The organism is Antrihabitans stalagmiti (assembly GCF_016482825.1).
Classification (GTDB): Bacteria; Actinomycetota; Actinomycetes; order Mycobacteriales; family Mycobacteriaceae; genus Antrihabitans; species Antrihabitans stalagmiti.
Genome location: NZ_JAEMNV010000001.1, coordinates 905,061 through 919,550 on the forward strand (window position 1 = coordinate 905,061; position 14,490 = coordinate 919,550).

A 14,490-nucleotide genomic window follows, 5' to 3' on the forward strand; every position below is an offset into this window, starting at 1 on the left:
TGTAGTTGGATCAGGTCAGTTCGTTGCTGCGGCCACCTGGGCCGCCTCGACGGTGTCACTACTCCGCTCGGCGCCGAGCATGAGCAGCGTGAGGCCCGCAGCGAGGCTGCAGCCGGCCATAAAAAGCCAGGCCGTGTGGAAGGCGGCAAGGTCAGGACGAACATCGAGAATCACTGCGACAACAGCGACTCCGATCGCAACACCGACCTGCCTGCACATCGTCATCAGTGCGCTGCCCGTGGCAAAGCGCTCCGGCGGAAGGGACAGCGTTGCCGCCGACGCGACGCTCGTCAGGAGTAGACCGAGCCCGACGCCGCCGACGAGCAGCGCGGGCAGAAATGTCGTCGTGTACGCGGGAGCGACTTCCGTCGCAAGCACCCACCAGACACCTGCCGCGGCGAACAGCACACTGCCTACCAGTCCAACCAGGCGAGCACCGTAGCGCTCAGCGAGGATGCCGCCGGGGACAGCTGCCACGGCGACCATCAGTGGTCCAGGCGCAATCTCCATGGCCGCACGCAACACAGAGTGGTGCCAGATCCCGGTGAGGAACAAGGTCGAGGCAAGGATCAACGCAGCGAACGAGCCGAACAGGAAGAACGTCGCGAGATCGCCGACAGCGACGCTTCTGATGCGCAGGATCGCGGGATCGATGACGGGCGCCGGATGCCGGAACGTGCGTCGCACGCTGAATACGACGCCGACGATGCCGAGCGCAAACAGTCCGACCACGCCGCCGCTGGTCCAACCCCAATCCGGACCCTGAACGATCGCCGCAACGATCGCCGCTGCCGTTGCGGCAAGGACAACTGCGCCGAGAACGTCGGGAGCGGTCGGTCGCTCCTCGCGCATTTCCGGCAGCGTCCGTATGCCGACGATCACGGCGGCGACGCCGATCGGCAGGTTGACGAGAAACACCCAGCGCCAGTCGGCCTGAACGAGCAAGCCTCCGATCGGCGGACCGAATGCGGCGCCCGCTCCACTCATCGCAGACCACAAACCTATTGCTGCACCGCGTTTCTCGGCTGGGAACAGAGCGAGCAGCAGGCCGAGCGAGCTCGGCGTCATCAAAGCTGCGCCAACGCCTTGCGCGACGCGGCCTGCCACGAGCACCTCGAGCATCGGAGCCGCAGCGCAGGCAGCGGAGGCCAGCGTGAACACGACGAGTCCCACCAGAAATGCGCGCTTGCGTCCCGACCTGTCTGCCCACCGCCCGGCGGGCATCAGCAGCGCGGCGAACGTGATCGCGTAGGCGCTGAGGACCCAGGAGAGGTCGCCGAGGGTCGCGTCGGAGAACGAAAGCAACATGTCGGGGAACGCGATGTTGACGATCATCACGTCGAGTGACGATACGAATACTGCGACAAGTACGACGGCAATAGCGCCGCGACGTCGCGGCTCGACCTGATTCATGACTCGATCCACCTTTTCGTCGTTGTTGCGGTGTCGATTGCGGCATCTCCGATGAGGGAGAAGTGGTCAGCGACGACATCGGCTTGCTCGTCGCTCTCCTGCCACCACGGCCAGTCGATCGGGGCGGCGCCCCCACCGATTCCTTCGGTTGCGCGGATCAGTAGCGTCGGCGCGCCGATCTGTGTGGATCGGCGGTCGCGCAGCAGGCGCATGTAGGTGCCCATTGCGAGCCAGGCGTCGTCGCCGATCTCGTCGTCTCGGGTGTCTCGACGGTCCCGGAGAATCTCGGCCATGACCATCGCGAAGATCCGATCGGTCTCCTGCCGATCAGCGGGCATGGGCGTGTCGATCATCACGACCCCGGCTACAGCGCTGCCCTGCTTCTCGAGTTCGGCTGCGAGCGAGTGCGCGACCAGGCCACCGATCGAATAGCCGACGAGCACGATAGGACCGTCACCGACAACTCGCCTCATCGAGGACGCGAGCACATCCACGGCGACCGTCCAGGAGCGTGGCACCGCTTCCGTGCCACGAAAGCCGGGGAGCGAGCATGCGAAGACGTCGTGCGTTGTGTCGAAATGGTCCGCGAATCTCATGAACTGATGCGGACCGGATCCGACGACGAACGAGGGAACACAGACGAGTTTCGTTGTCGCACTGCCGGATGCAAGCTTGACGACGAAGTTGTCGTCGGCCCCCTCCAGTTCGGCGGCCGCTGCGAACGAGCGGCGAAACTGTGACGCCTCCGCCAGCATCGGTAGCGCGTCCGCGATCGTTCCCGCGGCAAACGCGTGCCGAATCATCTCGCCGACCGTTCCGCTACCACTTCCGAATTCAGGGACGAGCTCGGCGTATCGGGCGGGGGTCGGTTCTTTTGCCACTTCGAATGTTTCGAGGATCAGCCGTGCGGTTGCGGTCGGTGTCGGGTGCTCGAAGATCAGGGTCGCGGGAAGTTTGTGACCCGTAGCCTGCGTCAACCGGTTACGCAACTCCACCGCAGCAAGCGAATCGAAACCAAGATCCTTGAACGCCCGATCAGGATCCACACTGCCCGAACCCGAATGACCCAACACCGCCGCAACATGAGACCGCACAAGATCGACAACAACCGACTCCCGCTCAGCAGCAGGCATTCCGGCGAGCCGCTGCGCCAACGAACCCGAACTGGCCGCCACCTCTCGCACCGGTGCCCGCACCAATCCACGCAGCAGTGCCGGAAGCAGCCCGGCCTTGGCTTGGTGTCGCAGCGCAGCGAGATCGAGCTGAACCGGAGCAAGAAGCGCCCGATCCGACCGCAACGCCACATCGAACAAACCCAACGCCTGCTCCGCCGACATCGCACCCACCCCCAACCGACCCAACCGCGCCAACTCCTCCTCCCCCAACCCACCCGTCATCCCCGTGCCATCCGCCCACAACCCCCACGCCAACGACACACCAGGCAACCCCTGCGCCCGACGCAGCACCGCAACCGCATCCAACCCAGCATTCGCCGCCGCATAATTCGCCTGACCCGCACTACCCACCAACGCCGCCATCGACGAAAACAACACAAACGCCGACACATCCAACCCCGCCGTCAACTCGTGCAACACCAACGCCCCATCCACCTTCGGACGCAACACCCCCGCCAAACTCTCCTGCGACATCGACTCCACCACACCGTCATCGAGCACACCCGCCGCATGCACCACCGCCGTCAACGGCCACTGCAACGAATCCAACAACGCCCCCACCGCACCCCGATCGGCCACATCACACACCTCCACCCGCACCTCGGCCCCCAACGCCTCGAGCCCCGCCAACACCTCGAGCCCCGCCGCATCCACCCCAGCCCGACCCCGCCGCGACACCAACACCAAACGCTTCACCCCATACACACCCACCAAATGCCGAGCCAACACCAACCCCAACCCACCCGTACCACCCGTAATCAACACCGACCCCTCCGGATCGATCGGCGCAGGCACCGTCAACACAACCTTGCCGACATTGCGACCCTCCCGCAAAAACCGAAACGCCTCCCCACCAGCACGCACATCCCACGTCCGCACCGGAGCATGAGCCAACACACCCTCGGCGAACCACTCGACGACCTGGGCGAGTGTTTGCTGAATTCGGTCGGCGCCAGCTGCCTCGGATACATCGAACGCCCGATACCGCACACCAGGGTGTTCTCGCGCAACGACTTCCGGGTCTCGAACATCGGCCTTGCCGATCTCGAGGAACCGGCCACCTGGCGACAACAGACCCAAGGTGGTGTCGATGTATTCGCCTGCCAGCGCATTCAACACGACGTCCACACCGGTTGCGAAGGTCTCACCGAAGCCGAGGTCTCGCGACGAGGCGATCCGATCTTCGGCAATCCCCAACTCCCGCAACGCGTCCCACTTCGACGGACTCGCCGTCGCGAACACCTCGGCACCAAGGTGCTGCGCGATCCGAACAGCCGCCATCCCCACCCCACCAGCCGCGGCATGCACCAGCACCCGCTCCCCCGGCTGCACACCCGCCAGATCGATCAGACCGTAGTACGCAGTCAGATACACCACCGGCACCGCGGCTGCCTGCACGAACGACCAGTCGTCCGGCATAGTGGTGACCATCTGCCGATCGGCGACGGCAACGGGACCGAAGGTATCCGACACCAGCCCGAACACGCGATCGCCTGGTGCGAGATCGGTTACCGCCGAACCGATCTCGAGCACCACCCCGGCTGCCTCGCTACCGAGCGGCGCATCGCCCGGATACATCCCCAAGGCGATCAGAACGTCCCGGAAGTTCAGGCCTGCAGCCCGCACTCCTATCCGCACTTCGTCTGCTGCCAACACTCGGTCGGCATCCGACGCCACGATGGCGAGATGTTCGAGCGAGCCTTTCTTCGTGATTCCCAACCGCCACAGGCCCTCCCGAGGACCGCTCGCACGCACGAGACGAGGCGCGAGCACACGTCCGGCGCGGATCGCAAGCTGCGGCTCGTCGGTACCGACCAGCGCACTCCAGTCGGGATCGGGACCGTCGTCGACGTCGACCAGTACGAACCTGCCAGGATGCTCCGACTGCGCGCTTCGCACGAGCCCCGAGACCCCGGCCGCAATCGGATCCTTCTCGGCGTTACGGGTCGCCAGCACCAACCGCGCGTCGGCGGGCGCCTGTGCCAGCCAGGTCTGCACAGACTCCAGAGCTTGCGCTGCAGTGTCCACGCGCGCCACCTCGACAGCACCGGCTCGCACACCGTCGGGTACCGCGACCCACTCCAGCTCGAACAACGAATCGTGTCCACCGCCGAGCTGCGCCGCCTCCACAGGACGTGTGTCCAGGCGAGCCACCTCGAGAACGGGATCGCCGTGTTCGCTGACGATGTCGATCCGCAGTGCGGGTCCGTCGGACTGTCCGATAGCCCGGATCCGCACCCGGACTGTCGAGACGTCCGACCGCCCAAGCCGAACACCCGACCACGAAAACGGCAGCACCGCAGCCACATCCGCACCCTGCTGCAGCAGGACACCGTGCAACGCCGCATCGAACAGAGCGGGATGTATCACGAAGCCTTCGGCAAGTGCCTCTTCCGGCAGCACGACCTCTGCGTAGATGTCGTCGCCGCTGCGCCAGGCTGCTCGGACGCCCCGAAATGTTGGGCCGTAGTCGAACCCGAGGTCGGCCATCCCGGGGTATAGATCCCCGACCGCAGTCGACTTGGCACCCGGCGGTGGCCAGTGCACCGGAAACGGTTCCGGCACAACCACGTCCGCAGTCAGCCAACCGCGCGCATGGCACGTCCCGCTGTGGTCGTCGTCCTGGCGCGAAAAGATCCCGATCTCGCGGCGGCCGTCCGTATCGGCGTGCCCGACCGTCACCTGGATTCTGCGCGTCGTGTCGGCATCGAGCACGAGAGGAGCTTCGATCACCAGTTCGTCGGGTACAGGGCACCCGACGGTCCGACCGGCCGCGAGTGCCAGCTCGACCAGCGCTGTGCCGGGTAGCAACACGATCCCGAACACCATGTGGTCGCGGGTCCATGGGTGCGTGTGCTGGGATATCGATCCGGTGAACAGCCACTCGTCGCTGTCGCCGATCTGCGCTACCGCGGCCAAGATCGGATGGTCCACCCGACCTAGACCGGCCGCCGAGATGTCCCCGACACCAGCGGTCGGCATGATCCAGAAATGCTGGCGCGTAAACGCATACGTGGGCAGGTCGACCTGCTGCGCGCCCGTACCGTCGTAGAACGTCGGCCACTGCACCGCTGCGCCCGCGACGTGCGCCTGCCCGAGGAACCCTGCAAACGTCGCGGGTTCGGAGTGGCGAGCACGCAGCGCCGCAGCGACAAGGATGTTGTCGTTCTCGTCGAGGGTTTGCCGCGCCATCGCGGTCAAAATCGCGTCCGGGCCGAGTTCGAGGAACCGACGAACCCCCAGCTCGTGCAGGGTTGCGACGCCGTCTGCGAACCGCACCGCCTTGCGGACATGGTTCACCCAGTACATCGGGTCGGTCAGCTCCACAGACACGAGAGCGCCTGTCAGGTTCGACACGATCGGGATCCGCGGTTCTGCGAACGTCAGACTCTTTGCCACGCTCTCGAACTCGGTGAGCATCGGTTGCATCCGGGGCGAGTGGAAAGCGTGGCTGACCTTGAGCCGTGTGGTCTTTCGGCCCGACCACTGCGGCAGCCATTCGTCGACCGCATCGGTGTCGCCGGATACGACGACAGCGCGCGGCGCGTTCACCGCTGCAATTGCCAGCCGACCGGCGAAGCCGTCGAGCGACGGCGCGATTTCGGACTCGTCGGCCTGGACCGCAACCATCGCGCCACCCGGCGGAAGTGCACCCATCAAGCGTGCCCGCGCCGCCACGAGTGTGCATACGTCCGGCAACGTCAACACGCCGGACACATGCGCGGCGGCAAGCTCGCCGACAGAATGGCCGATCAGGTAGTCCGGACGTATGCCGAGTGATTCGACCAACCGGAACAACGCGACCTCGACGGCGAACAACGCGGGCTGGGTGAACTCGGTCGCATCCAACAGCGTGGAATCGTCGGACAACAAGTCTCGCACCGAGCGACCGACCCGCCCGTCCAACTCCGCGCAGACCTCGTCAAGCGCGCGGTCGAATACCGGAAACGCCTGCGCCAGTTCGGCACCCATGCGCGCCCGCTGCGATCCCTGGCCGCTGAACATAAAGGCCGTCTTTCCATCGACAGCCCGCGTCGTTGAAACGTCGGCTGCCAGCGCATCGAGCCCGTGCAACAGTTCGTCGCGCGTCGATGCGACGACGACCGCACGACGCTCGAGCAGCGCTCGCGTCGTGGCTTGCGAGAATCCGACGTCGAGTACCGACACATCGGGCCGCGCTAGCAGGTGAGCACGTAGCCGACCGGCTTGCGCACGCAGTGCGCTGTCGGTGCGGGCCGAGACGAGCACCGGTGCCGCGGGGAGCACCCGATCGACGCGAACCTCCACCGGTACATCGGCAGGCGCCTCTTCGAGGATGACATGCGCGTTGGTGCCGCTGATCCCGAACGACGAAACCCCGGCTCTACGCGGCCTCCCGTTGCGCGACCACTTCTGCGCCTCGGTGAGCAACGCGACGTGGCCGGACTCCCAATCCACATGCGGCGACGGTTCGTCCACATGCAGCGTCGCGGGCAACAATTCGTGCTGCAACGCAAGCACCATCTTCATCACCCCCGCAACACCCGCGGCTGCGGACGTATGGCCGATGTTCGACTTGATCGAGCCCAACCACAACGGGTTCGTCCGGTTCCGGCCATAGACCGCGAGCAACGCTCTCGCCTCGATCGGGTCGCCAAGCTTCGTACCCGTCCCGTGGCCCTCGACGGCGTCGACATCCTCGGGACCCACATCAGCGTTGGTCAGCGCAGCCCGGATCACCCGTTCCTGCGCGGATCCGCTCGGTGCCGTCAATCCGTTGCTCGCACCGTCCTGATTGACTGCGCTGCCACTCAGCACAGCCAAGATTCGTCGACCGTTGCGCCGCGCTTCGGACAGCCGCTCCAACACGACCAGACCGACACCGTCGGCAAAGCCGGTGCCGTCAGCCGCCGCGGCATACGCCTTGCACCGACCGTCCTCCGCGAGACCACGCTGCCGACTGAACTCGACGAACAACGTCGGTCCGGCAAGGATCGTCACTCCGCCGACCAACGCCAGCGAACAGTCACCTGCACGCAAGCCCTGTGCCGCCTGATGCATCGCGACCAACGACGACGAACACGCCGTATCGACCGACACTGCTGGTCCGGCCAAACCGAGCGCATAGGAGACGCGGCCCGAAAGGACACTGGTCAGCAGGCCGGTGCGATACCCCTCCAATTCGGGTGGCATCGGTTCGCCGTACTCCGATTTGAATCCTCCGCAGTAGACTCCGGTAGCGCTGCCGCGCAACGACACCGGATCGATGCCCGCATTTTCGAACGCCTCCCACGCCGCTTCGAGCAACAACCGCTGTTGCGGATCCATCGCCAGCGCCTCGCGCGGGCTGATCCCGAAGAACTCGGCGTCGAACTCGCCTGGCCGGTCGAGGAAGCCGCCGCCGCGGGTGTAGAACTTTCCGATCCGATCCGGATCCGGGTCGTACAGATCATCGATATTCCAGCCACGGTCGGTCGGCACGCTGGTGATCGCATCGCGACCGGATGCCACGAGTTCCCACAACTCGTCCGGCGACGAGACGCCGCCCGGATACCTGCAGCTCATGCCGACGATGGCGATCGGTTCGGTCGACTGCGCAACGAGCCGACGGTTCTGCTGCCGTAGTCGGTCGGTTTCCTTGATCGACTTCCGCAGTGCCTCTACCAGTTCCGTGTTCGAACTCATGCAACATCCTCCTGAACCATCCGGATGAGAGCATCGGCGTCGAGATCGTCGATCGACGCGGCATCGTCGCCGGGCAGGTCGTCGGAGAGATCACCGGCCGCCAGCTCTCGCAGTGTGTCGAGCAGGCCCGCCCTGCGCAGCCGCTCGATCGGAATCGCAGCCAACAGGTCGCGGATCTCGTCGTCACCCGATGGCCGGTCCGCGTCGGGCGCGTCATCCGGCCTTACGATCGACAACACGTAACGTGCGGCCGCTGTCGGCGTGGGATGCTCGAAGATCAGCGTCGCGGGAAGTTTGTGACTCGTAGCCTGCGTCAAGCGGTTCCGCAACTCCACCGCAGCAAGCGAATCGAAACCAAGATCCTTGAACGCCCGATCAGGATCCACACTGCCCGAACCCGAATGACCCAACACCGCCGCAACATGAGACCGCACAAGATCGACAACAACCGACTCCCGCTCAGCAGCAGGCATTCCGGCGAGCCGCTGCGCCAACGAACCCGAACTGGCCGCCACCTCTCGCACCGGTGCCCGCACCAATCCACGCAGCAGTGCCGGAAGCAGCCCGGCCTTGGCTTGGTGTCGCAGCGCAGCGAGATCGAGCTGAACCGGAGCAAGAAGCGCCCGATCCGACCGCAACGCCACATCGAACAAACCCAACGCCTGCTCCGCCGACATCGCACCCACCCCCAACCGACCCAACCGCGCCAACTCCTCCTCCCCCAACCCACCCGTCATCCCCGTGCCATCCGCCCACAACCCCCACGCCAACGACACACCAGGCAACCCCTGCGCCCGACGCAGCACCGCAACCGCATCCAACCCAGCATTCGCCGCCGCATAATTCGCCTGACCCGCACTACCCACCAACGCCGCCATCGACGAAAACAACACAAACGCCGACACATCCAACCCCGCCGTCAACTCGTGCAACACCAACGCCCCATCCACCTTCGGACGCAACACCCCCGCCAAACTCTCCTGCGACATCGACTCCACCACACCGTCATCGAGCACACCCGCCGCATGCACCACCGCCGTCAACGGCCACTGCAACGAATCCAACAACGCCCCCACCGCACCCCGATCGGCCACATCACACACCTCCACCCGCACCTCGGCCCCCAACGCCTCGAGCCCCGCCAACACCTCGAGCCCCGCCGCATCCACCCCAGCCCGACCCCGCCGCGACACCAACACCAAACGCTTCACCCCATACACACCCACCAAATGCCGAGCCAACACCAACCCCAACCCACCCGTACCACCCGTAATCAACACCGACCCCTCCGGATCGATCGGCGCAGGCACCGTCAACACAACCTTGCCGACATTGCGACCCTCCCGCAAAAACCGAAACGCCTCCCCACCAGCACGCACATCCCACGTCCGCACCGGAGCATGAGCCAACACACCCTCGGCGAACAGCCCGGTTATTGCGAGGAACATCTGCTGGATCCGGTCCGGTCCGGCATCGACGAGGTCGAACGCGCGATAGCGCACGCCATGATGGCGATCCGCGACAACGTCCGGATCGCGGACATCGGCCTTGCCCATCTCGACGAATCGGCCGCCGGGAGCCATCAACCCCAAAGTGGCGTCGACGAATTCGCCGGCCAGTGCATTCAGCGCGACATCGATACCCGCAAAGGCAGTGCCGAAGCCGAGGTCACGCGACGACGCGATCCGATCCTCGGCAATCCCCAACTCCCGCAACGTGTCCCACTTCGACGGGCTCGCGGTCGCGAAGACCTCGGCCCCAAGATGATGCGCAATCCGAACAGCCGCCATCCCCACCCCACCAGCCGCGGCATGCACCAGCACCCGCTCGCCCGACCGCACATTCGCGAGGTCGACCAAGGCGTAGTAGGCGGTCAGATACACCACCGGCACCGCGGCCGCCTGCACGAACGACCATCCGGCGGGGATGGGCACCAGCATGCGGTGATCCGTCACCGCAATCGGTCCGAATCCATCGGTCATCAATCCCATGACTCGGTCACCCGGTGCCAGATCGGCTACCTCGGAACCGATTTCGAGCACGACCCCGGCGCCCTCGCTTCCGAGCGGCGCGTCGCCCGGATACATCCCCAACGCGATCAACACATCCCTGAAGTTCAGCCCGGCAGCTCGAACCCCGACCCGAATCTCACCCGCTGCGAGCGGCCGTTGCGCGTCCGATGCGACGATCGCCAATCCGTCGAGCGAGCCCTTCGCCGTGATACCCAACCGCCACAGGTTATCTCGCGGCGACGGTGCCCGCACGAGCCGCGGCGCCGTGACGACGCCGTCGCGCACAGCGAGCTGGGGCTCACCGAGGTCGGCCAACGCGGCCCAGTCCGGCTCCGGACCCCCATCGACATCGACCAGAACGAAGCGACCAGGATGCTCCGACTGCGCGCTACGCACCAGACCCGACACCCCCGCCGCTACAGGGTCGTTCTCGGCACCGCGAGTGACTAGGACCAGCGGCGTCTCGGACTCCTTTGCCAGCCAGGATTGCACGACGTCCAATGCGCCTGCCGCTGTGTCGACGTGCGCTACCTCGACCTCGCTGGTGGCCGAACCATTCTGCACCGCAACCCATTCCAGCGCGTACAACGACTGCTGCCCACCCCCGAGTTGTCCCGGATCGACGGGCCGGGAGGCCAGTCGATCTACGGTGACGACAGGTTCGCCCTGCTCGGTAGCCACATCGACGCGCAGCAGGGTTGCTCCGGTACGGGTGATTCGCACTCGTGCCCGAGTAACCCCGCTGTGTCCGAGCTGCACACCGGACCAGGAGAACGGCAGCTCGACTGCCGATCCCGAGGTCTTGCCGATGAGCGCCGGATGCAGTGCTGCGTCGAAGAGCGCCGGGTGGACTGCGAAGCCTGCACCGCTGATGCCGTCGGGGAGTGCGACCTCGGCGTAGGTGACATCGCCAAGCCGCCACGCCGCGAGCAGCCCGCGGAAGGTCGGGCCGTAGTCGTAGCCGACGTTCGCCAAATCCTCGTACCAGCCGTCGACAGCTATGGGCTCGGCTCCAGCCGGCGGCCACTGTGACGGAAAGCGCTCCTGCACAATCACATCGGTGGTCAACCAGGCACGAGCGTGGCAGATGGCGTTCTGCTCACTGTCGGTACGGGAGAAGATTGTCACCTCGCGGCGGCCGTCGTCGACGACTCGCCCGACCGTCACCTGGATCTGTCTGGCGGTGTCGTCGAGCACAAGTGGTGCCTCGATCACCAACTCGTCCAGCGTGGGGCAGCCAACTTCGTGTCCGGCAACGGACGCCAGTTCCACGAAGGTGACACCAGGCACGATGACGGTGCCGAGCACTACGTGATCGCGGGTCCATGGCTGGGTGTCTTGCGACAACCGCCCGGTGAGGATCCACTCGTCGCGGTCACCGACCTGTAGCGCTGCGGACAGCAGGGGATGGTCGATTCGGCGGAGCCCTGCGGCGGACACGTCATTGCCACCGACACCGGGTGTCAACCAGAAGCGCTGCGGTGTAAAGGTATACGTCGGTAGCGCGACGCGCGTAGCGCCGGTTCCGACGAAGAACACCGGCCACTGGACCGCGACGCCCGCCACGTGCGCTTCGGCCGCCGAGATCGTGAACCGGTCCAACCCGCCGTCGTCGCGACGCAGAGATCCGATAACCGCAACGTTCGGCCCCACGGACTCTTCGACTGCCATCGTCAGCACCGGGTGCGGCGACATTTCGATGAAGCACGTCGCGCCGTCGGCGGCCAACGCCCGCACGGCGGGTTCGAATCCGACTGTGCCGCGCAGGTTTCGGTACCAGTAGCCGGCGTCCATCGTGGTGGTGTCGATGACGCTGTCGGTCACGGTCGAATAGAGCCTGATCGTCGAGCGCTGCGGCTCGAGTGGGGCGAGCAACTCGAGCAACTCGCTCTCGATCGCCTCGACCTGCGCAGAATGCGACGCGTAGTCGACCGCAATCCGGCGAGCCCTGATCTCGTCGCGTTCGCAGGTGGCGATGAGGGCGTCCAATGCGTCCGGTTCGCCTGATATCACCACCGACGCAGGACCGTTGACTGCTGCGATCGACACTCGGTTTCGATAGGGCGCAATCAGTTCGGTGACGTGGTCGGCCGACAATGCGATCGATACCATTGCGCCCCGGCCAGCCAACCGTTCCCGGACCAATCGGCTGCGCACGGTCACGATCCGGGCGGCATCGCGCAACGACAGCGCCCCGGCGACGTATGCGGCAGCGATCTCGCCTTGCGAATGCCCAACCACCGCAGCTGGTTCCACCCCGGAGGCGCGCCACAGCGCGGCAAGGGAGACCATCACGGCAAACAGGGCAGGCTGCACGATGTCGACACGTTCGAGCGTCGGTGCACCGTCCTCGTCACGGAGCACATCCTCTAGTCGCCAATCTACGAACTCCGCGAAAGCCTCACCGCACGCGGCGATCCGCTCGGCGAACACAGGCGAGGAATTCAAGAGCCCGACAGCCATGCCGACCCATTGCGCGCCCTGCCCAGGAAACACGAATACCGCGTCGCCTCCGCCGGAGTGACCCTGGAACACGCTGGCAGCCGGCTCGTTAGCGGCGAGGGCGCTCAACCCGGCCAGCAACTCGTCTCGGTCGGTTGCCACGACCGCGGCGCGGTGCTCGAGCTGAGCGCGTGTAGTTGCCGAGGAGAAGCCGACGTCGAGCAACGACACATCGGGCCGCTCACGAAGGTGGGCGAGCAGCGCGCCCGCTTGCGCCCGCAGCGACTTCTCACCGCGCGCGGACACGAGCACGGGAACCACAGGGATCGCTCGTTCGACCTGCATGGTCTCTGTCTCCGATGCAGGCGCTTCCTCGAGGATGACGTGCGCGTTGGTCCCGCTGACGCCGAACGACGACACACCTGCGCGACGCGGGTTCCCGTTCCTCGACCATTTTCTGGACTCGGTGAGCAGCTCGACCTGTCCTGAATCCCAATTCACATGTGGTGAAGGCGAATCGACGTGCAGGGTCGACGGAAGAATTTCGTGCCGGAGCGCCTGCACCATCTTGATCACACCTGCGACGCCTGCCGCGGTCGAGGTGTGGCCGATGTTCGACTTGATCGATCCGAGCCGCAGCGGGCCGTTGGTCCGTTCACGTCCGTAGGTGGCCAGCAACGCCTGCGCCTCGATCGGATCACCGAGCTTCGTTCCGGTGCCGTGGCCCTCGACAGCATCGACCTCGTCCCCGCGCACCCCGGCGTTCGCCAACGCAGCCTTGATGACTCGCTCTTGCGACGGCCCGTTCGGCGCCGTCAGACCGTTGCTCGCACCGTCCTGATTCACCGCGCTGCCGCGAACGACCGCCAGCACTCGGTGGCCGAGCCGCTGCGCCTCCGAAAGCCGCTCCAACACGACAAGTCCGACACCATCAGCAAAGCCCGTTCCGTCTGCGGCAGCCGCGTACGACTTGCACCGACCGTCGGGCGAGAGCGCGCGCTGCCTACTGAACTCGACGAAGAGGAACGGGCCCGACAGCACGGTGACGCCGCCGACGAGCGCCATGGACGACTCCCCCGCTCGCAGCGACCCGATTGCGAGATGCAATGCCACCAACGACGAGGAGCAGGCGGTATCGATCGACACCGACGGTCCGGTGAGGCCGAGCGTGTAGGAGACTCGGCCCGACACCACGCTCGACGTCGACCCGGTCAGCCGAAAGCCCTCCAGCTGTGACTGACCGCCGGCGGGTCCGGCTGCATAGTCCGATGCGCCGACGCCGCAGAAGACTCCGGTATCGCTACCCCGCAGCGAGGTCGGGTCGATGCCGGCGTCCTCGAGCGCCTTCCATGCCGCCTCCAGCAGCAGCCGCTGCTGTGGGTCCATGGCGAGCGCCTCACGGGGACTGATCCCGAAGAAATCGGCATCGAAATCGGCTGCCCCGTCGATGAATCCGCCCACGCGCGTGTACGACGTGCCTGGCTGATCCGGATCGGGGTGGTACAGCTGCTCGAGATCCCAGCCGCGATCGGTAGGCAGGCCCGACATCGCATCGCGGCCCGAGGCGACCAATTCCCACAGTTCGGCCGGCGACGTCACCCCGCCGGGATACCGGCAGCTCATCCCCACGATTGCGATGGGTTCGTTTGCGCGTTCTTCCAGTTCCCGCAGTTGCGACCGGGTTTCGTTGAGATCGACCGCAACCTTCTTCAGGTACCGAACGAGTTTGTCCTGCTGGGGATCCGCGCTGCCGGTGTCCATTCCAACCCCTGTCATGCCAACCC

At 65.8% G+C, this 14,490-nt stretch carries 2 protein-coding genes and 1 pseudogene; all 3 read right to left on the minus strand.

Annotation, left to right across the window (positions count from 1 at the left end):
• Positions 1 to 15 precede the first annotated feature (15 nt).
• Positions 16 to 1,413: an MFS transporter gene (locus tag JGU71_RS04235; RefSeq protein ID WP_199702557.1), complete on the minus strand. Its 1,398-nt coding sequence runs from the start codon at positions 1,411 to 1,413 to the stop codon at positions 16 to 18.
• On the minus strand, positions 1,410 to 8,252 hold the full coding sequence (locus JGU71_RS04240; RefSeq protein WP_199702560.1) for a type I polyketide synthase: 6,843 nt from the start codon (positions 8,250 to 8,252) through the stop codon (positions 1,410 to 1,412). Before JGU71_RS04240 ends, JGU71_RS04235 begins: the two co-directional genes overlap by 4 nt.
• Before the next feature lie 247 nt (positions 8,253 to 8,499).
• Positions 8,500 to 14,467 (minus strand): annotated as a pseudogene (locus JGU71_RS04245) (SDR family NAD(P)-dependent oxidoreductase); the annotation flags it as partial.
• Between the last annotated feature and the right edge of the window lie 23 nt (positions 14,468 to 14,490).

Bases quoted from the DNA above. Each gene is read 5' to 3' on its own strand.
- JGU71_RS04240 (WP_199702560.1), bottom strand. From the start codon at position 8,252: ATGAGTTCGAACACGGAACTGGTAGAGGCACTGCGGAAGTCGATCAAG.
- JGU71_RS04235 (WP_199702557.1), bottom strand. From the start codon at position 1,413: ATGAATCAGGTCGAGCCGCGACGTCGCGGCGCTATTGCCGTCGTACTT.